This is a genomic window from Pelosinus baikalensis, assembly GCF_020819555.1.
GTDB classification, from domain to species: domain Bacteria; phylum Bacillota; class Negativicutes; order DSM-13327; family DSM-13327; genus Pelosinus; species Pelosinus baikalensis.
On the sequence record NZ_JAJHJB010000024.1, the window covers coordinates 40,052 to 64,163 of the forward strand.

Genomic DNA, 24,112 nt, shown 5'->3' on the forward strand with positions numbered 1-24,112 from the left:
TCCAAAGGGGTATATTTCTAATGAATCAAATTTTACCAGCAGTATCCTATGTAATAAACGATAATTACATTTCAATCTTTGATTGTCTTTGGGAGGACTATGCTTTTAAATACAGAACAACTCCGACAAAAAGCTCATGAACTTGCATTGACCCATGACCCTTATGTGAGACGCTGGTCATCAAAGCGCCTGTGGCGGGAGTTTTATAACGACATCAAAGAATTACGCACGTTTATTCGCTCTCTGCAGGAAGGTGATGCAAGTTGTTTGCAGCCCGCAGAAGAATGGCTTTTGGATCATGCTGAATTCATCGACGAACAGGTGCTGGTCGTCCGTCATCAGCTTCCTGGTGCCTTTTTGCGAAATTTGCCTGACTTACGCAAGACCGGCAAAACAAGGATACTGTCTATTTGTGCTGATTATCTCGAACATGTGGACGGGAACCTAGATGAGGATTCGCTCGTCTCCTATATCAATTTTTACCAGGAAGTATCAGTTTTGACTATAGCAGAGGTGTGGGCCATCCCGCTTATTTTGCGTATCACCTTAATCCGCCGCCTGACCGTAGTCATGGAACTGGTTCGCGAACGGCGAGAGGTGTGTACCTTAGTCGATCGGCTGCTGGCACGCCTGCAGTCGGCGAAGCTAAACCCGGAGGTGCTGAAGGCTGCTCTTGAAGAAGCTGGCCAGGATATGCTGCTCTCCGGCTGCCAGATCGCCTACTTGGTCAGGCGTCTGCGTGAGTGGGCGGACGATTCGACAACCGTGAGGGAATGGTTAATGTGCAAATTAGAAAATGGCCCTGACAGCCTTGATCGAATCGTCTCTTACGAGTATCAGCTTCAGGCAGCCTATCAGGTATCCACAGGCAACCTTATGGGAAGTTTGCGTAAAATATCACGCTTGGACTGGCAAGATCGGTTTGAACAGATTTGTATGGTTGAGCATACGCTGCGTGGAGAAAGCACAGGTACATATCAGCTTCTTGATTTTTCAAGCCGTGATGTACTGCGTAAGCGGGTTGAGAAGCTGGCCTGCCGCCTGCATGTGCCGGAAAATCTAGTGGCGCAGCAGGCCGTCGGGCTTGCTGCGAAGGAGTATGAGCAAGCGTATACAGAGCAGGAAAAAAACGATGAGACAACACGTGGTCCGGTTGTGCTGGAAGAAATGCCACGCCAGGTATTTGCTGCATACTATCTGCTCGAAGCGGACGGCGTCAAGGAACTGCGGAATGCGCTAAAGATCTGTGGCACTCCTTCGCATTTACCGGAATTAGAAATGTTACGCCGCTCCACAGGTACATATTTTACAGCCCTGACAGGATTATTCATGGTTTTTCTTCTTGGATTTGCCTGGTGGGTATCCGGGGGCTCAAGCTTTACTATTATCCAGTGGGTGATCGTTATACTGGCGCTGTGTTTACCTGTGAGCGAGTGGGCCGTTACAGCGGCACACTGGCTTATAGAATGCGTCAGGCAGCCACGGCCGCTACTCCGATATGATTTCTCGCGTGGTGTTCCACCGGATGCAACCACAATGGTGGTCATCCCCGTTATTTGGTCCACAGTCAAAGAGGTGCAGGAATTGGCGGATCGGCTAGAACTGCATTATCTGGCAAACCGCTATTCGAATATTCATTTTGCTCTCCTGGGCGATTTTACCGACGCAGGTGAGGAGAAACTGCCGGAAGATGCGGCTATTCATGCTGCCGCCCGCGCAAGCATTGAGGCGTTAAACGGCACATACTCCGGTCCTGGTGGGAGCACCTTTCACCTCTTTCAGCGCCGCAGGATGTGGAACCCGTCCGAAGGAGTATGGATGGGTTGGGAACGCAAGCGGGGTAAATTGGTGGAATTTGTCGAACTGCTTAAAGGAAAGACTGATACGACCTATGACTTTGTAGTTGGGGAGACAGACGTCTTGCCGCGTATCCGTTACATAATCACCCTTGACGCGGATACAGAGCTGCCGCTGGGAAGCGCGCAGCGGATAATCGGCACCATGCATCTGCCCTATAATCGGCCACGGTTAAACCATACTCGGACAAGGGTCGTCGAGGGATACGGCGTAATGCAACCGCGTATCGGTATTAGCCACAATGCGGCTTTACGCTCGCGCTTCGCTTATCTGTGGTCGGTGGATCCGGGAATCGATCCATATGTCTTTGCCGCCTCCGACCCGTACCAGGATGGGCTGGGGCAGGGTATTTTTACGGGAAAGGGTATATTCGATATTGATGCATTTGCTCAGGTTTTATGCGAGCGCATCCCGGAAAACCGGGTACTTAGTCACGATTTGTTAGAAGGTGGATTTTTACGTGCCGGCTTACTGTCGGATATCGAATTAATTGATGAGCATCCGGCTGTATTCATTGCCTATCAAAAGAGAATGCACCGCTGGGTGTGCGGGGACTGGCAACTCATTCCATGGCTGTTACACAGTGTTCCCGATCGCCGGGGAATATTTCAGCCGGTTGATTTATCCTCTCTCACCCGTTGGCAGATCATTGACAATTTGCGGCGCAGTTTACTGCCAACTGTGCAGCTTGCCGTACTGCTGCTTGGGATGAACATAATGCCAGGTTCTTCCGGCCGCTGGGTTGTCTTTATGGTCGCTACCTTTTTGTTGCCGTTGCTTCGCCAACTGGTGGCGGTGAGGTGGATTATTGGCAATTCACGGAGTTTGCTGGGTACAGCCGCTCAAGTTTTGGTAAACATAATGATAATGCCGTTTCAGAGTGTGCTTTTGCTGGATGCAATCGCCAGAACCCTGTACCGTTTAGTTGTGACAAAACGTCATTTACTTGAATGGGTGAGCGCCGCTGAGGTCGAACGCAGGCAGCGGGGCGGGCGCTACCCCGTGTTGATGGGAATGTACGGAGGCTATGGAGTAGTGTTTCTTTTGGTGCTGACAGTGGCGGCCAGTACCGTTCCGGCTCTGCGGTGGACAGGCCTGGCGTTTTGCATTTTATGGGCCATTGCTCCTTTTGCGGTCCGCTGGTTGAACCAGCCTGTGCAGCAGCCTGAGCAACCGCTGGCGGCGAATGAGCAGGAAGAACTGCAAAAACTGTCAAAAGAGATTTGGACGTTCTTCGAGGATTACGTTACTGACAAAGAGAATTGGTTACCGCCTGATAATGTTCAATTGGAGCCACCTAACGGAATTGCTCACCGCACTTCGCCGACCAACATCGGGCTTTACCTTACCTGCACACTGACTGCGCGGGATTTTGGGTTTATCGATACGCCCGGTTTAATTGAGCGATTGGAGCGTACGATTGGCACAGTGGAGCACCTGGATAAATGGAAAGGCCATCTTTATAACTGGTACGATACTGTCACATTGGAGCCGCTGCCACCGCTGTACGTTTCAACGGTGGATTCCGGCAATCTCGTTGTTTGTTTGGTAGCCGTCAAAGAAGGGGTAGCCGAATGGCTCAAATCCGACCTAGAAGGGGATGGATGGCCAGGTACCAATAAAGTCCATGGTAAAACGATAGAAACATTACATGTTGCTTTTGCTGAGGAGTTAACGCCTGTACGGAAGGGGGAAGCGATAGACCAATACGGAACATCACCTCAGAGCGTCCGGGAGGAATGGCTCTATCGCGGGGGAAAACTGCTTGCCCGCTTGGAGGCGCTTATCAACGAGACAGACTTTCGCCCGCTTTATGACCATAAAGCTAAATTGTTCCACTTGGGCTACAACGCAGGGCCGGGTAAACCGGATCCAATCCTATATGACCTGATGGCTTCGGAGGCTAGGCTGTCAAGTTTTATTGCCATTGCTCTCGGCCAGGTCTCCGTGTCTCATTGGCATGCCCTCGGACGGACAATGACGCGGGTGGGAAGACGGGTTACACTGCTCTCTTGGTCCGGGACAATGTTTGAATACTTAATGCCGTGGCTGTTTATGCGTACCTATCCGAAAACCATTTGGGACAGTACCTACCGTGGGGTGGTTCAACGGCAAATTGAGTACGCACACCAGCGGGGAGTTCCCTTTGGCGTCTCTGAATCCGGTTATTATGCCTTTGATTATCAGATGAACTATCAATACAGAGCGTTTGGTGTTCCCGGTCTGGGGTTCAAGCGCGGTCTTGAGCAAGATTTGGTTGTGGCACCGTACGCAACAATCCTTGCCTTACCCTTTGCTAAGCAGCAAGGACTGCAGGATTTACGCAGGCTAGATGAGCTTGGCGCCCGGGGAAAATACGGCTATTATGAAGCCATCGATTTTACGTCTGAGCGACTGCCGAAGAAGCAGGCTAGTAAAGTTATCCGCAGTTTTATGGCCCATCACCAGGGAATGAGTCTGCTGGCACTTGCTAACTTGCTGGCACCGAGAAAAATAACCGAGCGCTTTCACCGTGACAAGCGCGTACGAGCAGCGGAGTTGCTTCTGCAGGAGCGTATCCCAGCACGGCCTAAAATTATTAAACATCCCGCCATGGCACGTGAATACGTGTCTTATAAGAAGCCGGCAGAGATCGTAACTCTGCGGGAATATCGCAGCGCAGACACGCTTGCACCCGAGGTGTGCGTTCTGTCAAACGGGACATTTACGACCACCGTGACCAACAGCGGCAGTGGGTTCAGTCGTTACGAAGGTCTGGCCATTTCCCGCTGGCGGGAGGATCCGGTATTGGACAACTGGGGAAGCTATATATATATTCGTGACGTGACCCGAGATGTGGTATGGTCGCCGGCATTTCAGCCCTGCCGTGTCCAGTCTGACGAACAACGCGTGCAGTTTGCTCTTGATCGGGCCACCTTCATGCGGGTGGACAAAGATGTGCAGACAAGCCTGGAAATTTGTGTATCACCGGAATGGAATGCTGAAGTCAGGCGGCTGACGCTTACGAATACCGGAAATGAAGAGAAGATCATGGAAGTAACAACCTTCCTTGAACTGGCTCTGGCATCTCCCATGGCCGACGATGCGCATCCGGCTTTCAGTAAATTGTTCATCAAAACGGCTTATGCTGAGGATGGCCAGTGCTTGCTAGCTCGGCGCAGACCTCGGCGGGATGACGAAAAATCCTTATGGGCGGCGCATTCTCTGCTGACCTCAGGCCGAACCCTCGGGTCAGTGGAATATGAGACCGATCGGGCCAGCTTCGTAGGCCGGGGTCATACGCTCGCCTTGCCACAGGGAATCCGTTCTCGCTTGCGCGGAACGGTTGGTTCTGTGGCTGATCCTGCATTTATCATGAGGAGGCGGATGAGCATCAAGCCTGGCGAACAGGTACAATTGTTCGCTGTTACTGCTGTGGCAGGCACAAAAGAAGAGGCATTGGAGATTGTCAGCCGTTTCTCTGGAGACCTGGTAGTGGAACGAACATTTCAACTGGCCTGGAATCGCAGTCAAATCGAATTTCAGCACCTGCATTTGACTGCTGCTCAGGCAATGGCTTTTCAAACTTTCGCTGGCCGGATTGTGTATACTCCGATGCTGCGGCAGGAGCGCGCGCAAAGTATCTTATCGAATGTAAAAGGCCAGTCCAGCCTCTGGGCTTACGGCGTTTCCGGCGACGTGCCGATGATCTTGGTACGGATCGAGGACCGGGTCAATATGCAGCTTGTGGTCAATCTGCTTACCGGGCACGAGTATCTGCGCCGTTTAGGGTTACTTTTCGATCTGGTTATTATGAACCAATCGGCGGAAGGCTACCAGCAGAATTTGCAGGAGACACTGCGGCGGGCGGTTGAACAAGTGGTTGGCTGGCACAGCCCAGGCCCAGGCGGGATTTTTATCATAAATTCCAGCCAACTGCCTGAGGAAGACAGAACGCTGCTCCTAGCCACCGCCCGTGTTGTGCTCAGGGCAGATGGTCCCAGCTTCCAGGCGCAATCCAATCTGCTCCGGAGGGCTATAGCTTTTCCGGCGCCTCTCAAACCGACGGCGTCAGTAAACAGATTCGCTGGACCTGTGACAGATAACGGGGAAGACTTATTATTCTTCAATGGTTGGGGAGGATTTTCACCTGATGGCCGGGAGTATCGAATTGTGCTTAAAAACGGCAATTATCTACCGGCGCCATGGATTAATGTGCTTGCCAATCCCCGTTTCGGCTGCCTTGTCTCCGAACTCGGCACAGGCTATACCTGGTGGCAGAGCAGCCGTGAGTGCAAACTGACCCCATGGTCTAACGATCCTGTGCTTGATCCGCCAGGTGAAATGTGTTATCTGCGGGACGAAGAGAGTGGCGAACTGTGGTCTACTGCACCAAGACGAGGGGACGACGGACAGGAGGCCGGGTCTTCTGTCTTGGGCTACACCGTTAACCATGGCAGGGGATTCACCTGTTTTAGTCACGAGGGACACGGTATCAGGAACGAAATGACTGTTTTTGTTCCCCAAGATGATCCCGTCAAGGCTATTCATTTGCGGCTACAGAATAAAAGTGCCGTGCAGCGGCATCTTTCCATCACCTATTATGCAGAATGGGTGATGGGTGTACAGCGGACGAAGAATGCTTCTTTCATCATCACGGAGTGGGATGATTCTGCCCGGTTACTACTGGCGCGTAATGCGTATCAGGAGGAGTTTCAAGGGGCATGCGCCTTTTTAGGCGTATATTCGCAAACGGAATCCTCTGTTAAGCCAACGGCGGATCTATCCTGGACGGCAGACCGCAGTGAATTTCTCGGCCGTAATGGGACTTGGGAGAATCCGGCAGCTATGGCCCGGGAACGCCTTTCAGGCCAAACGGGACCGCTTTATGATACCTGCGGCGTGGTACAGACCAAGCTCATACTAGAGCCTGGGGCCGAACAGACTATCTACATCCTGCTCGGCGCGGAACATTCCCGGGACGCCGCTGTGAAACTGGCTAAAAAGTACCACCAATCCCAAGTTTGCGATCAAGCCTTGGAGCATGTACGTAAATTCTGGAATGGTGTTTTGGAACAAATTTCGGTTTCCACGCCCTGTGTAGAGATGAATTTACTATTAAACGGTTGGCTCTTGTACCAGACGCTTGGCTGCAGAATGTGGGCACGTTCCGCCTTTTACCAAGCGGGAGGCGCGTACGGCTTTCGTGATCAATTGCAGGATTCTCTGGCACTTCTGCACTCCCGCCCCGATTTAACACGGGCGCAAATTTTGCTGCATGCTGCGCATCAATATGAGGAGGGCGACGTGCAGCACTGGTGGCATGAAGAGACGCAGCGTGGCATCCGCACGCGTTTCTCCGATGATTTACTATGGTTGCCGTATGCTGTCGGACGGTATGTCGAGCATACGGGAGACGACGGTATACTGGAAGAGTCGGTACCATTTCTGTATAGCGAACCTTTATCGGAGGGTGAACATGAACGGTATGAGCCGACCCAAATATCTGCTCAAGAGGGCACTGTTTTTGAACATAGCTTACGTGCCATTGACAGAGCTGTGCAGCGCTTTGGCGAGCATGGACTGCCGCTGATCGGGATCGGCGACTGGAATGATGGTATGAGTCATGTCGGCGCTGAAGACCGCGGTGAGAGTGTATGGCTTGGCTGGTTTCTCTGTGACGTGTTAAATCGGTTTGCGGATCTATGCCGACAGCGTGGTGCTATTGAGCGGGCGGAACGCTACCTGGACGTATGCAGACAATTAGCAGCCTCTCTTGATAAGCATGCCTGGGACGGGCAGTGGTACCGACGGGCTTTCACCGACTCCGGACAATGGTTGGGTTCTATATATAATGAGGAGTGCCGTATCGACGCCATCGCACAGTCCTGGTCAGTAATTTCAGGGGCGGCGCCACAAGAAAAGGCACTGCAGGCGATGCAGTCATTCGACCGTGAGCTGGTGGACCGGGATCTTTCTGTTGCGCGTCTTTTAACACCGGCTTTTGACCGCACGAATCCGAGTCCCGGCTATATTCAGGGCTACCCGCCCGGTATCAGGGAAAACGGAGCCCAGTATACCCATGGCGTTATCTGGAGTATTATCGCCTGGTGCGGCCTTGGTAACGGAGAAAAGGCTTTGGAGTTGTTTCAACTGTTAAATCCTCTCAATCACACACGAACGCCTAATGAAGTACGGCAGTATGCAGGCGAACCCTACGCCATTGCGGCGGACGTTTATACGGCTGAACCGCACCAGGGGCGCGCTGGCTGGACTTGGTATACCGGTGCTGCCGGATGGATGTATCAGGCGGGAGTTGAGTCGATTCTCGGCCTTCGTCGCCGTGGTGACCGACTGTACATTTGCCCATGCATTCCTTGCGAATGGCCAGGGTTTTCCGTTAGCTACCGTTTTGGTAACAGTTCCTACCATATTACCGTTGAAAATCCGTCACATAAGTCCGCTGGAGCGATTGCTTTACAAATTGATGGACGGGAAGTTGCACTTACTGAGCAACACGTGAAGGATGGTCCTTACGTTAAAATGCACGATGACGGGCAGCCCCATCAAGTTGTTCTGACGTTGTAAACGAACTTCTCAAGAGAAAGTTTAATTCGACCGGTGTAACCCATCCTTTATGCAATTCTTATGTGAATGCTCCCCTTAAGGTAGACAGTGAAAGTAAAAAAACTGTTTATTCGAAAGGGGAGTTTAAGTTTGCAAAAAAGTAAAGATAGCATGCATTTTATACGATAATAAAAATAGAAGGTGTCAAGTCATTCTACGTGAAATGGTTTTTTAACGCTATCAGGTCAGGAAAAATAGTAAGGCATTGATTGTTTGCTTTTTAAATAAATTTGATGAAGGGAATGGTGGTTAACTATGAGTTTGGGCATATCTGGAATTTCTTTTTCGCTACAAAGTAAGTCTAGTGTTGATCAGAATGATAAGAACGATGTGAAAAGTAATCAGGGGAAAAGACAATACGTTACGGAACAAGAAGGAAACTATGAATGCACTTATGTAGTTATAGGAGAAAACTTCAAGGTTTTGATAGGTAGAGTTCCTAAGAATAAGGACGAAGATAAAGATGCGTCAAAAACAGAAGGTGTGGATAACAAGAACGTTCAGGCACTTATGAATAATGATCAAACACTAATGAGCCATCAACTGACAGCAACGGCGACACTCCCTAATAAAAATTTACAGGAAAGAATACAAGCTGTAGAAAATTATGGTACAAACTCCTATTATGATATTGCTAAAATGGATGCCAAAGGATAGTAAGTCTTTACGTAATAAGCGGGAATTAGTATTTATGAAAGAGAAGCTACCCATAATCTACCTTATTGATAGATTATGGGTAGCTTCTCTTTAGAAGTAATAGGTCCCCAGCTTTTTTTATCGAGCCAAATGGATGTTCTACAATCATCTGACGTAGTTTATATTTTTCCAGGTTTCCGAATTATCTTCACCAATATAGTTATCTATGCTTTCAGAAACAGTATTGATTGAGCTTGCTATCTGAATTTATATCCATATTCTATCATATTTGTAGATTTATGTAATTATATTTGGTTGCTTTTCACATGTTCTGACGGGAGGTGGTGTCTGAATAAGGGGGTTATTGAAAGAAGTTGCCCAATGTCATCGGTGTTGAAGGAACTCTACTGTAATGCAGGAAGTTCCTTGTCCATCTTCTTAGCTACCTTTTTGAGGCCGTTCTCGACTGCGGATTTCTCTGACACAGTGAATGGTAACCCCATGGTTCCCCCCCACGACAGCTGTCTTGTCTCCTCTTTCCTGGATAATGCCTTCAAAAACGGTCTTGCCGGATGCCACGTTCCAGATGGTGATCTGGACCGGGATTACTGCCGCACACCATTTTTTTATAAAAATTCCTTTGAATCCCCGTCTAATTTTAATTGTTTGCAAGTCGGTCCTGACCACATAATCAGCTCCTGCCGCAGCGGCAGCCTTGATAACTTCATCTTCAGTCTTCGGCTCACCATTGCTACTCATCTGATTAGTGTAATCCGGAAGCGGAATGACAGTGAAATTTTCTGCTGGATATTTCTTAGCGTACTGGGCGTTGATGGCTTCGGTTATGTAGCCCGTGTTCTTCATACCAGTGTTATCGGCGATAGGAAGAAAGAGGATGGCCGGAATCTTGCTTGTGGTTTCCGGCCTCTCTGGAGCGGCAAGCGCGGTTCCCGATATAAGCAGCATTAAGACGAAAGCGATCATTTTTATTTTCAACATAATTACGTTTCCTTTCCTTTCTATATTTTCCATTATTATTGCTCAGCTCATTATAGCAAGCTATTGTGGCATGAATGTGTCAAGCTTTCCTCAAAAATTCCACCCATTCAAATTAGCTTTATTGGTGCCATAATCTTGTGTTATCATAAATAACAAGCGATTCTCCGCAGGAGATTATACAAGCCGCACCTGTTACACGGATAAAGATGAAATCGGAACACTTGGCAAAACATTTAATGCCATGGCCGACGCGATTGTTCATACCCAGCAAACCAGACGTAATTTCTTTTCTAACATTTCTCACGAACTAAAAACACCGCTAAGTTGTATAAAAGCCACAACAGAAGCACTCATTGACGGTATTGCGGTAAATGATCAAGAGAGAACTCACTACTTAGAGAGGATATTAGCGGAAACAGATCGAATGTCAAGGTTAGTCCATGACATTATGGATATTGAACAATTGGAATCCGGCAGAATGTGTATCAAACAAGAACGGTTTGATATAGCAGCGCTGCTGCTACATCAAGCCGATACAATAGAAATGTTGTTAAAGAAAAAAAATCTTTCTCTCCTGCTGCGGATCCAAACTGATAAGCGTTACGTTTTGGGTGATGCCGACCGATTTGCGCAGGTTTTGGATAACTTGCTGAGTAATGCGATAAGGTACGCTCCATCCGGTTCTCATATCGGGTTGCTATTGACCGAAGAAAATAAATGGCTTCAAGTTTCCATATCCGATCAGGGAGAAGGGATTGCCAGCGAAGACTTACCGCTGATATGGGAACGCTTTTATCGTGTTGACAAATCCCGTGACCGCTCTCTAGGCGGGAGTGGTCTAGGCTTGTCCATAAGCCTAGGTTTAATGGAAGCTATGGGCGGAACGATAACGGTAGAAAGTGAAAAAGGGAAAGGAACTATGTTTAAAATTCGCATACCTTGGCAAATATAGAGCCTTATTTTGCGTTGTATCTTTCCTCGTTTTTTTAACCTTCACGGTGCAGCTGCAGGATTTAGCACTTCTCAAAGAAAAGCTACCCATAATCTATCTTATTAGATAATTATGGGTAGCTTCTCTTTAGATTGGACATAGCGATGAAATATGAACCCGTCCCCGCGCTTCATTCTGTCCCAATATTTTTATACTGAAATTTCCTGAGCCTGGTGCGCAGTGATCCAGCTTTGGCATTCGGCGAGTGCGGCGGGAATGATTAGGATATTGTTGACGTTAGGCATTTGATCGATTTGATTGAGAAGAACCGGGTTGGGATGAATGGCCAGCACGCTGCCGGTATGATCGACCGGGAAATTATTCTTGGTGGTCATAATTTTAAGTGTGACGGTGCCGATTTTAAATTCAGTGGCAAGGATGGATTCTCGAATCTGAAATTGAGTTAATTCCGTATCTTGCAAGGCGGCTTCCAGCGTACTTTTTTGAACGCCGGCTAAGATGCCATGATGCGGGATATGATAAATACATTGCCTTGTCAGCCAGATTAAACCAGCGTTAATAGCTTGCGGATGGGAGTTGTTGTTAATGTAATAATATTGCATATTCATTCCACCTCGTATAGTCTCTTAAAAGATTAACAGGACTTCGTTCTAAAAGAAGTATATCAAGAACCATGAATATGTCAATAATTAAAGTTCAAATTGTGTTATAAAAGGTAATTTGTGTCAATATGACGAATGTCGAGGGGCTGAGGTTATTGACAATTTCTTGATGAAAATTCTTATTGTTCGTGCAAAAATCTAATGTATTGCAGAAATTTATTTTTTTATATGAAATCTAATCATGTAGTATGGAATAAATTTTGGATACTATTTTAATAGAATGTCCAGATTAGGAGGAATTCATGTATTAGAATTTAAAAAGCAAGAGTTAAAAAATAGTTCATTATAATTAGATGAGGGGGCATTGATAGGTTAAAGTAGTTGTTGCCAAAGCAGATACTTATGATGAATAGGTAGTTGAACTAGCAATGAAGGAATTGTTTGATGAATTGGGAGGTATATCTAATAAATTAAACTTGGGGATATGGTTTTGATTAACCCAATATGCTGGAACCTATAGAAAAGGATTATTCAGTAACTACCCATCCGTCGGTATTCACTGAATTACAATTAAATCATTTTTTTAATTGGGAAAAGGAAGCTGTCCCCATGTCCCATTTACTAGAAAACGCATGGATTCATTTGGACTTGTTTGTAGTTTTGCTACAAAATCATCCCGAGAACCATTGAGAGAGGTCTGAAACGCGCCCGGGGTGGTGGGGAAATCGGGGGAATTAGTCGTCCCGGTGACATAGGCGTTGCCGGATGTGTCGACCGCGATCTGAGAGGCTCATCTGAGCCGAAGTAGGTTAGTTGGTCTTGTGCCCCTATAGTAATTTTGGTTTTTGTGGTAAAGCGAATTAGCAGGTTTTGACAAGCCATCTTTACAGAATTATTATTAGCTGTTATAATCTAGTATAAAAATAAAATTGTGGAAATTTTATAAATATGGCAGAAGTCATATTCTAACTTTTAGTAGTAAAACAACACATACAATATATAGATCTAAAACTGTGGTATGAAACCATTGGGGAAAAAGTTTGCCCCGGTTTTCTGCTACATTTTTTTTGCAAAAAAATTTAAAAAAGAAGAAATTGCGAAGATTTGACGTTTGAAAAACACCTTAATGCTTGGAAAGGAGGGGAATTGCCGGGAGTTTTCTACTATTGCATGTATTAGGCAATGGATAACGTGAAAGGCAAAAAATGTTTGGAGGAAAGCATGAAGAACAAAAGAAATTTAGCGTTGTTTTTAATAGTAATTTTCTTATTTACATTAGTTGGCTGTGGTAAAGCAGATAAGACTGACGCAGGTACGGCGACGAAAGACAGTGTCGTAATTGCCATGGATGCCGAATCAGAGCCTGCTGCCGGATTCGATCCGATTATGGGATGGGCTGCCGGTGAGCATACACACGATCCTTTAATTCAAAGTACCTTATTAATTACAAAAGATGATATTACTATTGGATATGACCTGGCAAAAGAGTATACGATTTCGCCGGATGGTCTCACATGGGCTTTTAAAATTCGTTCTGATGTAAAATTTACGGATGGTGTGCCACTTACTGCAAAAGACGTGGCTTTTACCTATAATAATGCTATGAAGCAGGCGACTGAGACAGATTTGTCTATGTTAAAATCTGTGGAAGCCATTGATGATACGACTGTGGTCTTTCATTTTAACACACCTTATTCAGCGTTCGCTTATACGGCTGCTGTTGTTGGTATTGTTCCCGAACATGCTTATAATGCAGCGACCTATGGTAAGAATCCGATTGGTTCCGGCCGGTATATTCTGAAACAATGGGATAAGGGCCAGCAAGTCATTTTAGAAGCGAATCCTAATTACTATGGCGAAAAAGCAAAAATGAAGAAAGTTTCGATTGTCTTTATGTCAGAAGATGCTTCCTATGCGGCGGCTCAAGGTGGACAAGTAGATGTGGCTTATACAGCTCCGTCTTATACCGCTAACCCGATTAAAGGATATAATATCCTGTCGTTCAATACCGAAGATATCCGCGGACTGAATCTCCCCACTGTTCCTGCAGGGAATAAGACACCTGCCAAGAAAAATGGAGAAACCTATCCTGCTGGCAATAACGTTACTTCGCATCTAGCGATTCGCCAGGCAATTGCTTGCGCGATTGACCGGGAGGCCATCGTAAAGAATGTTCTAAACGGCTATGGTTCAGTGGCTTATAGTGACAGCGTTAATGAACCTTGGGAAAATGAGGCCATGAAAGTAGCGTATGATCCTGCAAAAGCAAAAACCATATTAGAAGCAGATGGCTGGAAATTAAATGCAGAAGGTATTTATGAAAAACAGGGCTTAAAAGCCGAGTTTGATCTTCTCTATATTTCATCAAACTCCGTTCGAACTGGAATTGCTATGGCTGTGAAAGAAATGCTAAAACAAGTAGGGATAAAAGTAAATCCGATGGGCTCAAGCTGGGATCAAATTTCAACTTTATGTTATGAGACGCCCCATGTTTTTGGTGCCGGATCTCATTCTCCTACTGGCGTTAGGAGCCACTATTATACTGGTAAAAACTATGCTTCTTATTCCAATCCAACGGTAGATAAATACATTGATGAAGCATTAGCAGCTACTTCTGTGGAAGCATCGTATCCATTGTGGAAAAAAGCACAATGGGATGGTGCTACTGGTGTGACTCCTCAAGCTGATTCTCCTTGGGTGTGGCTGGTGGAAATCAAACACATTTATTTCGCCAGAGAAAATCTGAATGTAATTGATAAAAAAATTCATCCTCATGGTTATGGCTGGACAATTGTTAATAATGTTCACCAATGGTCTTGGAAGTAATCTATAGATTATCTGTTCTATAGTACAGATAAATAAGATGTTTTCTGTACCATAGGCTTATTCTTTTTTAAAATGAGGTATTTCTTATGGATATAGGACCATATTCCGGCATTTTAAAATATATCGGAAAAAGTATAATCAAAATAATTTCACTGTTAATTGCCGTAAGTATTCTTTCTTTCATCCTGGTTTCAGCATCGCCTGTCGATCCAGTTCGTGCATTCATTGGCGAAATTGGTATGGCTAATATGAGTGCAGAAAATCTGAATAAACTCGAAGCTTATTTTGGCGTAAATACACCGCCAATAGAAAGGTACTGGAATTGGTTTACCGATTTTGTTCAGGGAGATATGGGAACATCGCTGCTTTACCGTCAGCCTGTTTCCAGCGTTATCCATGTAAAATTTATGAATTCAATGGTTCTCATGACGACTGCATGGATTTTCTCGGGCTTCTTGGGATTCATATTCGGGATTGTTGCTGGTTTATATCGCGGCCGATGGATCGATAAAGCAATTAAAGGCTACTCGTTACTTATTGCCAGTACGCCAACCTTTTGGCTGGCATTGGTTTTAGTGATGATTTTCTCTGTATGGCTGCAGATCTTGCCCATCGGATTGAGCGTGCCAATTGGGGTAAATGCTGCAGAAGTCTCAATTTTTGACAGCATAAAGCATTTGATTTTGCCTGCTTTAACGCTGAGTGTAATTGGAATTGCCAATATTACTCTGCACACCAGGGAAAAAATGATAGACATTATGGGGGAAGACTACATTCTTTTTGCCAAAGCGCGGGGGAAAAGCAGACTTTCGATTATACGGAATCATGCCCTTCGTAATATTATGCTTCCAGCCATAACTTTGCAATTTGCATCTATAAGTGAAATCTTCGGCGGTTCTGTTCTGGTGGAACAAGTTTTTTCCTATCCGGGTTTAGGGAAAGCTGCTGTTTCTGCCGGTTTAGGCGGCGACGCGCCTCTTTTACTTGGTATTGCAGTGATCAGCGCAGCATTAGTGTTTGGCGGTAATTTCATTGCCAATCTTTTATATGGGATCATTGACCCTAGAATAAGGCGGGGAAGCGCATATGAATAATACCAGTTCTGTAACTGTTTTGCAGAAATATCAAAGAAAAGGACTGAATCAACGAAGTCAGACCCTTATGTATCTGGCTTTTGGTAGTATCTTTTTATTGGCCATTACGGTGATTGGTACTTTGGTGGGAGATATAGCGATAACAACGAACTTTACCCAAAAAAACTTCTTGCCGCATATGGCTCATCCCTTTGGTACCGACTGGCTGGGCAGAGACATGCTCTCACGTACCTTGAAAGGGATGTCCATCAGTATTTATATTGGACTTTTTGCTTCGGTTATCAGTGCCGTTATAGCAGCTGTTTTGGGAGCGGCTGCCGCAACTTTAGGAAGAAAGGTAGATGCCACCATAACCTGGTTTATCGACTTAGTGATGGGCATTCCTCACCTTTTACTGCTGATTTTGATTTCTTATGCTTTAGGAAGAGGTACATTTGGCGTCGTTGTCGCTGTTGCCATAAGCCATTGGCCGGTTTTGACCAGAATAATCCGGGGAGAAATCCTTCAGTTAAAAGAAGCAAATTATATAAAGATTGCTGAAAAGTTAGGGCAAAGCAAAATGAAAATCGTGGTGAAACATATGATTCCTCATGTATTGCCACAATTTCTGGTTGGATTAGTGCTGCTTTTTCCCCATGCCATTTTGCATGAAGCAGCTCTTACCTTTTTGGGTTTTGGCCTGCCGCCAGAACAACCCGGTATTGGCATCATTTTGTCGGAAAGTATGAAGTATTTATCACTGGGGATGTGGTGGCTGGCACTTTTCCCTGGAGTGGTCTTGATGACTACAGTTTTACTTTTTGATTTGGTCGGAGGAAGTTTGCGCAAGATGATTGATCCTCATAGTGCCCAGGAGTAAGGAGGTAGAAGCGTTGTCCTGCATGAATAATAAAGACATTTTGCAGATAAAAAACCTGTCTGTTTCTTTTACGCAATATGAGAAAGGATTGCGTAAAATTGATTTAAAAGTCATCCGAAATTTAAATGTTTCCGTGGGCGAGGGAGAGCTTGTTGCTGTGGTAGGGGCCAGTGGCTCGGGAAAGAGCCTATTAGCTCATGCTATTTTGGGAATTTTGCCGCATAACTGTGATGCTGAGGGCAATATTTGGTTTGAGGACGAATTATTATCGCCAGAACGTATCGAGGAGTTGCGTGGAAAAAAAATCGTTTTGGTTCCGCAGAGCGTGACCTATCTTGATCCTTTAGAAAAAGTTGGCAGGCAAGTGAGGAAAGAACAAAACGACAAGAGTGTTCGCAAAAAACAAGAAGAACTGTTTGCTTTCTATAAGCTGCCACAAAACACCGCTGATCTTTATCCTTTTGAATTATCAGGCGGCATGGCACGAAGGGTTCTTCTCACTACCGCAATGATGGAAAGTCCGCGCTTGATCATAGCCGACGAACCTACGCCCGGTCTTCATTTAGAAGCAGCTAAAAAAGCCATGGGTCATTTTCGTGAATTTGCCGATAAAGGGAACGGTGTGCTTCTCATCACCCATGACATTGAATTAGCGTTAGAAGTAGCTGATCGAATTGCTGTTTTTTATGCAGGAACCACCGTTGAAGAGGCTCCAGTAGCAGACTTCCAATCAGCCGATACCCTTCGACACCCTTATACGAAAGCTTTGTGGCGAGCTTTACCTCAAAATGGTTTTCATCCTTTTCCCGGAAAGCAACCATATGCAAAAGATATGCCCAATGGTTGTCCTTTTGGTCCTCGGTGTCCTCAGCTTACGCCGGAATGTGAAGGAAATATTCCGGAACAGATGATACGTTTCGGAAGGGTTCGCTGTATCCATGCAAAGTGAGGAGTGAATGACAATGATTTTAGAGGCAAAAGGAATATCTTTCGGTTATAAAAAAGGCGTAAATATACTCGATCAGGTTCAGATCACGATAGAAAGTCATGAACGAGTCGGTATTGTGGCACCCAGCGGATTTGGAAAAACTACGCTGTGCCAAATTTTATCAGGTTATATAAAGCCCACAAGTGGTCAGGTTCTCCTAGACGGAAAAGATATTCACAAAACGCAAGGCTATTGTCCGGTTCAGATGATTTGGCAGCACCCGGAAAAATCTGTTAATCCAAGGTTACGCATGAAAGACATAATTGCAGAAGGCGATGAGATCGAGGATCGGATTATTGATGGCTTGGGGATTGAACGGGATTGGTTTCATCGTTTTCCCGGAGAATTATCCGGGGGAGAGCTGCAGCGTTTTTGTATTGCCAGAGCATTGGGTAAACGGACCAAATTTCTCATTGCTGACGAAATCAGCACAATGCTTGATTTGATTACCCAAAGCCAAATATGGAATTATCTATTAACTGAAGTAGCAGAAAGAAAGATTGGACTTATTGTTGTAACTCATAGCAATCCCTTGATGGAGCGCATTGCTACTCGGCGAGTGGTATTAGATACCCAATTATGATGCTACGAAATAGAAACTTTCTGGTAAAATAATGAATATAAGTCCCACTCTAAAATAAGCCGCCTTCATGTGAAAGGCGGCAGTGAGTCGTGAAAAAAGCTCGAAGAATTTACTCTTTTAAGCCTGGAAGAATATGCTATAATAAGCGTAGCAGGTTGTCGAGGGACGGTTAGCCACACCATTTAGAAAAAAGAAATAACCGCCCTCTCGCTAAAGTTTGCGGTTATTTCTTAATACCCATAACTCAGGCTAACCGTTTCGGTTAGACAGCCTGTGGGCTGGCGTGTTAGAGCACGTCAGTCCTTTTCTTATATTATACCCATAGATTGTAAATTATGCAACCGCCAGAAAAAAATACGGTCTGCCTGTCTTACTTTACTTGGAAAGAATCTAGGGAACCTGTCCACGTGTTCAATTTTGGAAATATATTTTTTGACAAAATATCGTCACTATGTGAAGAAAGCTTACTCGCCTTTAAAATTTGCTGGGCGTTTTTCTAAAAATGCAGTAATCGCTTCTTCATAATCATGGCTGTCATAAACTTTCCGCCGCATCCCCTGTACTCGTTCAAAAGCGGATGGAGTGATAGAATATGCTTTTGATAAAACACGGAACTGTTCTTTAATTACCTCAATAGATAACATCGAACGGGTGCTAATTGTCGCAGCTAAATTTAATGTAAAAGAGAGAAGTTCTTCTTCTGCAACTAAATGATTAATAATGCCCACATTTAAAGCCCGTTCCGCAGGTACTAATTCAGCAGTAAAAAACATCTCTTTAGCAATATTAATCGGTAAACGATTCATAAAATGTAAAATACCTGTAGAATTATATGGCACCCCAAGCTTAGCAGGAGTCATGGCAAACTTAGCCGTCTTATCGGCGATCACCATATCACAAGTCATTATTAAGTCGCAAGCACCACCGTAAACACTGCCGTGTACCATTGCAATAACCGGACCAGGGTATTCTTCCACAGCCCGTAAAAGTACCTCAAGTGAATCGTAATAACTTAACGGATCTCTCATTTTTGTCGGTAATTCCTTAACATCATGACCTGCCGACCATACCTTAGATCCATCCGGAGCACGCAAAATAATGATATGTATCTTCTGTTTTTGAAAATTATCAAGTGCTTCAATAATATCATCGACGAGTTGGGCGCTTAATGCGTTTAGTTTCTGGGTATTATTTAGCGTAATAATGCCCATTTTTTCTGAGACTTCTACCTTGACTAATGACATAATCAATCCTCCTAAATAAGCATAACTTATAAAAACTATTGTATTACTCAGTTGCAATAGGGCAGCTATAAATTCTTCTTCGAAAAACTCTCTGCTTCTCGACCTGCCAATAAGGCACCACAGTGGAGTATATCGTCTCCTCCGACCGTATTATAAATACAGTATAATGAATACCTACATTTTTATCTTTATTATATTCCTGTTATGAAGATAATTGAAATATTGAATAATCATGGTATGATAACTATAGGTTATGATTATAATGATATCTGTATGCTTGAAACAATCAGAGATAGTAGTTTTGGTATTAATTGCCTGATCAAAAGAACGGCTAAATGAAGAAAAAGTTTCAAAATCCCAAGCCGTGGGTCCGAGAGTGTTTAAATAATTTAGTTGATCGTTCTATGAAAATAGTGTTTGAATATTAAAGATAAAATAAGCAGGAAAATCGTTTCTCGATTTATCCTGCTTATTTTTCTGTTTTGCATCCCAAATATCAAGTGACAATTTAATTTTCGATTTATCCTCTTTAGTTAGCTGGTCTGCGTTTTGTCCATAAAAATAGCTTAGTTCAAGCCCTTTGTCACAATACCCATTACTTTTTTCATAGTTGCTTTTAGGTTAATATTACCATCTCGTAAGCACCAATCAAATATCACACCTCGTCCAACTAGGAAAAGCATATTGGTTAGTTCTATTGAAGACATTGATTTTGGAATTTCTCCGCTAGATTGTCCTTTTTCAATAATTGACTGCAGGATTGTTTGCATGGGTCGGTTTTCAGTAATAAACATCTTATTATTTGAAATATAAATCTTTTTTACGATTTCAATTCCATTTTCATAAGTAAAATCAGCATATTTTTCAAAGAATTCAACGATTTGCTCTAGTGCAATGTTACTTTCCAAATTGTCAGCAATTTTGTTTAAAAAGTATTCATCAGCACGTTTAAACATTTCTTTAAAAAGTTCAAACTTTGATTCAAAATAATAATAATATGTACCGACAGACACTCCTGCCTCAGAGGCAATTTGCTCTACTGTAATCTGATCAAAACCATATTTGCCAATCAGATTAACACCGCATTCATAAATTCTATTCTTTGTCTCCACAGCTTGTTTTGCTCGGCTTGTTAATTTTGTCATACACTTTCACCTCTATAATAAATGGCTATTTGACTCACAATTAGCCTAATTATATATAATTCAAAAAAGGTTTTCAATCAATGGCAGCAAATAAAAAACCTCTGATATGCGCCAAGTGCTACCAGAGGTTTTATAAATATAAAAACTTATAATTTTGAGGCTACTTCAAATGCATCCCATATGGCATACATTATATTTGAAACTTTACGGGCATCACCAATTACATGAATATCGGAAAATTCATATTTAAGTTCATTATAAAGGGAATTTTCGGAGGTATACCCGACAGCTAGGATTACGCTGTCACAAGGAACTTCTTCGGTTTTGTTATTGGCTTCTAGCAAAATTCCCTTGTCTGTAGTTTTTATAATTTTAGCGGATGTTAGTACTTCCACGCCTTTAAAGGGGACTAACTTTTCCAGCATTTCTGAGTTAGCGTGGCAAAGAGGGCCGTTTAGTGCCAAGAGCTTATTTTGCACTTCTACTAGTGTAACTTTTCTCCCCTGATCTGCCAACCAAAGAGCCAGCTCACAGCCGACAAGTCCACCGCCAACAATAACAGTTTTGCTGCCAGGATCAACATTTTTCAGCAGCACTTGTGCAGCAGAGTAAACTTTGCTATTATCTCCAAGATTAAACATTTTGGGTTTGGAGCCTGTGGCAATGATGAGGCCATCGATTTGATTTTTACTTATCAATTCAGGAGTAACTATCGTATTGAGATGAACTTCTACATTAAGTTCTTTTAATGTATTTTCATACCAAGCAATTAAAGCATGGTCATCATCTTTAAAATCAGGCGCACCGCCTGGTATCAAATTACCTCCTAAACGTCCTGTACTTTCATAAATTATAGGTTTGTGTCCGCGGAGTGCTAAGACTCTAGCCGCCTCACAGCCAGCGACTCCACCACCTGCAATCAGTATTTTTCTGCTTTTCAGCGCTGGTGTAAGCTCCGTTTCTCTTTCACGGCAGGCTCTTGGATTCACGGCACAATTTAAGGAAGAATATTCCTGGATGCGTCCCATGCAGCCTTCTTGGCAGGATAAACATGGTCGTATGTCAATTGTTTTTCCACTGCGAAGCTTATTTACATAGCTTTCGTCAGCGAGTAGTGGTCGACCGAGACTTATCATATCACAAGCGCCATCTTCTAATGCGTTTAATGCTAAAGCTGGATTATCCATACGTCCTGCGCATATTATAGGCACATCAACTACGTCTTTAATAATCTTAGCGTAAGGAATATATAAACCTTTTGCCTGGTACATGGGGGGGTGGCTCCACCACCAGGAATCATACGATCCCACATCGATATCAAGAGCGTCATAACCATAGGACACAAGGAGCTTAGCAGCTTCAATTCCTTCAGGGATATCTCTGCCCTTTTCTTCAAATTCCTCACCCGGAAGTGCCCCATCACGCAAACCCTTGATAAAGCTCTTAGGGCTGTACCGAAGAGTTACCGGAAAATCTGCTCCACATGTTTTCTTGATTTCTTCGACGATTTCTTTCGCAAAGCGCAAGCGATTTTCTAAGGAACCGCCATAGTCATCTGTACGTTGATTGAAAAGGGAAATGGCAAACTGATCGATTAAATATCCTTCATGCACAGCATGAATCTGAACACCGTCAAAGCCAGCTCTCTTTGCGTTGTACGCACCTTTGCCGAAACTCTCTACAATCTGTTTAATTTCCGCAACCGATAGTTCCCTGCATGTTTTATCAAGCCAGCGATGAGGAATAGGAGATGGAGCAACTGGAGGATGGTCGCCTAAATTAGTAGGAATGGTTACTCTGCCGAATCCCCCGCTTAGTTGAAGAAAGATTCTCGCGTCATAAGCATGGATACGTTCTGTCATTTCTCTGGCAGTACGGATAAAATGAACTGGATTATGGGTAGAGCAAGGAACGTGACATACATCATGCTCTTCGATTACATTATCAACAAAAGTAACACCTGTAATAACAAGACCTACTCCACCACGAGCCCGTGCCGTATAATATTCCACACCACGTTGATTAAAACCGCCTTCCGAATCCGCTAGGCCTAACGGTCCCATCGGTGCCATGGCAAAGCGGTTTTTAATTTCGATAGGACCTATTTTTATGGGTTCAAATAATTTTTTGTATTTTTGCACTGGATACTCTCCTCTCTTATTTCGCTGAATACATTCAGTGAAATTGTTAAGTAAATCTTATAATAATTAGAAATTACTGTCAAGATAGATTTTCCTGATTCTGGAGAGATGTAGAAACTCCTAACAAATCCATTTGGGGTAGTCACTGATTTACAACTAATAAGAAACCTGAAACAGAGCCTTGCTTTGGTAAAATGATGCTTATAATGTAAAAATATAGCAGGATTTAGCATTTATAAAGAAGCTACCATAATTCTGTTTTCGTGCGCCCTTTTTGCTTCAAATTATATGATATGCAATTTAGGTAATTGGAAAAGAAAGAACAGGGCTGTCGCCAGTGATAATTTGATATCACTAATGCGACAGCCCCTTTTTATTTTTGGTTGCTGATAATGATAACATAATTCTATCTTTTCTTTCTACAAAACTATTACTGTAAAATGGTTGACAAAAATGCATTAAAAAGGTATTATTTCCATAAATAATCATAAATGTAAACTAATGGATTTTTTGACAAAAAATCTGATTAGTGGGTTGCTTTGGTATACTATTTCTTATATGTGCAATATTTATCATAAATTGAAGGAGGAATCGCTCTGAGAAAACCTGTTGTATTTATGTTTTCGGGTCAAGGATCTCAATATTATCATATGGGAAGAGAGCTATACGATCATAATGCGGTATTTAGACGTTGGATGTCAAAGTTAAACGACATTATATATCAAAAAGTCGGCATTTCTATTACGGATGAAATGTATAATGAAGCCAAAAATATGGATGATAAATTTGATCATATTTTATATACTCATCCAGCCATTTTTATGGTGGAATATTCATTAGCTCGCGTATTAATAGAAAGTGGGGTGGAACCTGATTATGTTCTAGGAGCAAGTTTAGGAGAGGTTACTTGCGCAGCAGTGGCGGGTATTGTTTCAGTAGAAGAAACGATAGAATGCCTTTTGAAGCGGGCAGAGTTAATTGAGAGTTATTGTGAATTTGGAAGTATGATAGCAATCATCCACAATTCAGAACTGTATCATCAGGTTTCTTCTATTTCTCTGCATTCGGAATTAGCAGCAGTTAATTATTGTTCTCATTTTGTTATTTCCGGCGATAGTGAAAATTTATTGAAAATCGAAAAATATTTAACAACCAAGAATATTATCTTTCAAACACTTCCTGTGAGGTATGGCTTTCATTCTGCGAATATTGACTCTATAGAAAGTGAGTATAAAAAATTCTTACAGAATTTTTCATTTAAAAAACCCAAAATACCGGTTATATCATGTTTATTAAGTGATTATGTTACAGAAGTTTCTGCTGAATATTTTTGGGATGTTTCTAGGTACCCAATTTATTTTCAAAAAACCATATTAAAACTCGAGAAAGATGCTCAGTTTAACTATATTGATTTAGGGCCATCGGGCACATTGGCAAATTTCGTAAAATATAATTTGCGAGAGGATTCTTTATCACAATTTTATGATATCTTATCTCCTTTCGGCCAGGATATAAAAAAACTTGAGGAAGTTGAAGAAATTTTTAATTAGCATGATAGCATCACCCTTGTACTTTTCACA

General features: G+C 43.7%; 15 protein-coding genes. 9 read left to right on the top strand and 6 right to left on the bottom strand.

Going from position 1 to position 24,112, the window contains the following annotated elements; all coding sequences use genetic code 11:
• Positions 1-99: 99 nt before the first annotated feature.
• Together LMF89_RS16165 and LMF89_RS16170 are read left to right on the top strand one after the other, a co-directional pair.
• Positions 100-8,424, top strand: coding sequence for a glycoside hydrolase family 94 protein (locus LMF89_RS16165; RefSeq protein ID WP_229535998.1), 8,325 nt, complete (start codon positions 100-102; stop codon positions 8,422-8,424).
• 294 nt (positions 8,425-8,718) lie between these two features.
• On the top strand, positions 8,719-9,120 hold the full coding sequence (locus LMF89_RS16170; protein ID WP_229535999.1) for a hypothetical protein: 402 nt from the start codon (positions 8,719-8,721) through the stop codon (positions 9,118-9,120).
• A 417-nt stretch (positions 9,121-9,537) separates the two neighbouring features.
• Here LMF89_RS16170 and LMF89_RS16175 read toward each other — a convergent pair whose 3' ends face one another.
• Complete coding sequence (locus LMF89_RS16175) at positions 9,538-10,131, bottom strand: hypothetical protein (RefSeq protein ID WP_229536000.1); 594 nt, start codon at positions 10,129-10,131, stop codon at positions 9,538-9,540.
• Positions 10,132-10,243: 112 nt separating this feature from the next.
• Here LMF89_RS16175 and LMF89_RS26285 point away from each other — a divergent pair, with 112 nt between their 5' ends.
• Entirely contained in the window at positions 10,244-11,050 is an 807-nt protein-coding gene (locus LMF89_RS26285) for a HAMP domain-containing sensor histidine kinase (RefSeq protein WP_369412624.1), read from the top strand.
• Between the two features lie 188 nt (positions 11,051-11,238).
• On the opposite strand, the gene LMF89_RS16190 is transcribed toward LMF89_RS26285, so the two are convergent.
• A complete protein-coding gene (locus LMF89_RS16190; protein WP_229536002.1) occupies positions 11,239-11,652 on the bottom strand; it encodes a hypothetical protein in 414 nt (137 codons plus the stop codon).
• Between the two features lie 583 nt (positions 11,653-12,235).
• The gene (locus tag LMF89_RS26290) at positions 12,236-12,433 is read right to left on the bottom strand and encodes an SBBP repeat-containing protein (RefSeq protein ID WP_369412625.1); all 198 of its coding nucleotides are present in this window, start codon (positions 12,431-12,433) and stop codon (positions 12,236-12,238) included.
• A gap of 440 nt (positions 12,434-12,873) precedes the next feature.
• Between LMF89_RS26290 and LMF89_RS16195 the strand changes: the two genes are divergently transcribed.
• The 5 genes from LMF89_RS16195 to LMF89_RS16215 all read left to right on the top strand — a co-directional run bounded on the left by LMF89_RS16195 (position 12,874) and on the right by LMF89_RS16215 (position 18,002).
• The gene (locus tag LMF89_RS16195; protein WP_229536003.1) at positions 12,874-14,478 is read left to right on the top strand and encodes an ABC transporter substrate-binding protein; all 1,605 of its coding nucleotides are present in this window, start codon (positions 12,874-12,876) and stop codon (positions 14,476-14,478) included.
• A gap of 86 nt (positions 14,479-14,564) precedes the next feature.
• Positions 14,565-15,572: an ABC transporter permease gene (locus LMF89_RS16200; RefSeq protein ID WP_229536004.1), complete on the top strand. Its 1,008-nt coding sequence runs from the start codon at positions 14,565-14,567 to the stop codon at positions 15,570-15,572.
• On the top strand, positions 15,565-16,431 hold the full coding sequence (locus tag LMF89_RS16205) for an ABC transporter permease (protein WP_229536005.1): 867 nt from the start codon (positions 15,565-15,567) through the stop codon (positions 16,429-16,431). Before LMF89_RS16200 ends, LMF89_RS16205 begins: the two co-directional genes overlap by 8 nt.
• 13 nt (positions 16,432-16,444) lie before the next feature.
• The gene (locus LMF89_RS16210) at positions 16,445-17,380 is read left to right on the top strand and encodes an ABC transporter ATP-binding protein (protein WP_229536006.1); all 936 of its coding nucleotides are present in this window, start codon (positions 16,445-16,447) and stop codon (positions 17,378-17,380) included.
• A 13-nt stretch (positions 17,381-17,393) separates the two neighbouring features.
• Positions 17,394-18,002 carry an ABC transporter ATP-binding protein gene (locus tag LMF89_RS16215; RefSeq protein ID WP_229536007.1) on the top strand — a complete coding sequence of 203 codons (609 nt, stop codon included), beginning with the start codon at positions 17,394-17,396 and terminating at the stop codon, positions 18,000-18,002.
• Positions 18,003-18,466: 464 nt separating this feature from the next.
• Here the strand turns inward: LMF89_RS16215 and scpB are convergent, their stop codons facing one another.
• The 3 genes from scpB to LMF89_RS26295 form a co-directional block, all read right to left on the bottom strand.
• Complete coding sequence (scpB, locus tag LMF89_RS16220) at positions 18,467-19,246, bottom strand: methylmalonyl-CoA decarboxylase (protein ID WP_229536008.1); 780 nt, start codon at positions 19,244-19,246, stop codon at positions 18,467-18,469.
• 566 nt (positions 19,247-19,812) lie between these two features.
• The gene (locus LMF89_RS16225) at positions 19,813-20,391 is read right to left on the bottom strand and encodes a TetR/AcrR family transcriptional regulator (protein ID WP_229536009.1); all 579 of its coding nucleotides are present in this window, start codon (positions 20,389-20,391) and stop codon (positions 19,813-19,815) included.
• Between the two features lie 146 nt (positions 20,392-20,537).
• On the bottom strand, positions 20,538-22,532 hold the full coding sequence (locus LMF89_RS26295) for an oxidoreductase (protein ID WP_229536010.1): 1,995 nt from the start codon (positions 22,530-22,532) through the stop codon (positions 20,538-20,540).
• A 617-nt stretch (positions 22,533-23,149) separates the two neighbouring features.
• On the opposite strand from LMF89_RS26295, the gene LMF89_RS16235 reads away from it, so the two are divergent.
• The gene (locus LMF89_RS16235) at positions 23,150-24,082 is read left to right on the top strand and encodes an acyltransferase domain-containing protein (protein ID WP_255711433.1); all 933 of its coding nucleotides are present in this window, start codon (positions 23,150-23,152) and stop codon (positions 24,080-24,082) included.
• Positions 24,083-24,112: the final 30 nt, after the last annotated feature.

Excerpts from the sequence above, each read along its gene's own strand:
- LMF89_RS16165 (WP_229535998.1), top strand. The coding sequence starts at position 100 with ATGCTTTTAAATACAGAACAACTCCGACAAAAAGCTCATGAACTTGCA.
- LMF89_RS16170 (WP_229535999.1), top strand. The coding sequence starts at position 8,719 with ATGAGTTTGGGCATATCTGGAATTTCTTTTTCGCTACAAAGTAAGTCT.
- LMF89_RS16175 (WP_229536000.1), bottom strand. The coding sequence starts at position 10,131 with ATGGAAAATATAGAAAGGAAAGGAAACGTAATTATGTTGAAAATAAAA.
- LMF89_RS16190 (WP_229536002.1), bottom strand. The coding sequence starts at position 11,652 with ATGCAATATTATTACATTAACAACAACTCCCATCCGCAAGCTATTAAC.
- LMF89_RS16195 (WP_229536003.1), top strand. The coding sequence starts at position 12,874 with ATGAAGAACAAAAGAAATTTAGCGTTGTTTTTAATAGTAATTTTCTTA.
- LMF89_RS16200 (WP_229536004.1), top strand. The coding sequence starts at position 14,565 with ATGGATATAGGACCATATTCCGGCATTTTAAAATATATCGGAAAAAGT.
- LMF89_RS16205 (WP_229536005.1), top strand. The coding sequence starts at position 15,565 with ATGAATAATACCAGTTCTGTAACTGTTTTGCAGAAATATCAAAGAAAA.
- LMF89_RS16215 (WP_229536007.1), top strand. The coding sequence starts at position 17,394 with ATGATTTTAGAGGCAAAAGGAATATCTTTCGGTTATAAAAAAGGCGTA.
- scpB (WP_229536008.1), bottom strand. The coding sequence starts at position 19,246 with ATGTCATTAGTCAAGGTAGAAGTCTCAGAAAAAATGGGCATTATTACG.
- LMF89_RS16225 (WP_229536009.1), bottom strand. The coding sequence starts at position 20,391 with ATGACAAAATTAACAAGCCGAGCAAAACAAGCTGTGGAGACAAAGAAT.
- LMF89_RS16235 (WP_255711433.1), top strand. The coding sequence starts at position 23,150 with ATGTTTTCGGGTCAAGGATCTCAATATTATCATATGGGAAGAGAGCTA.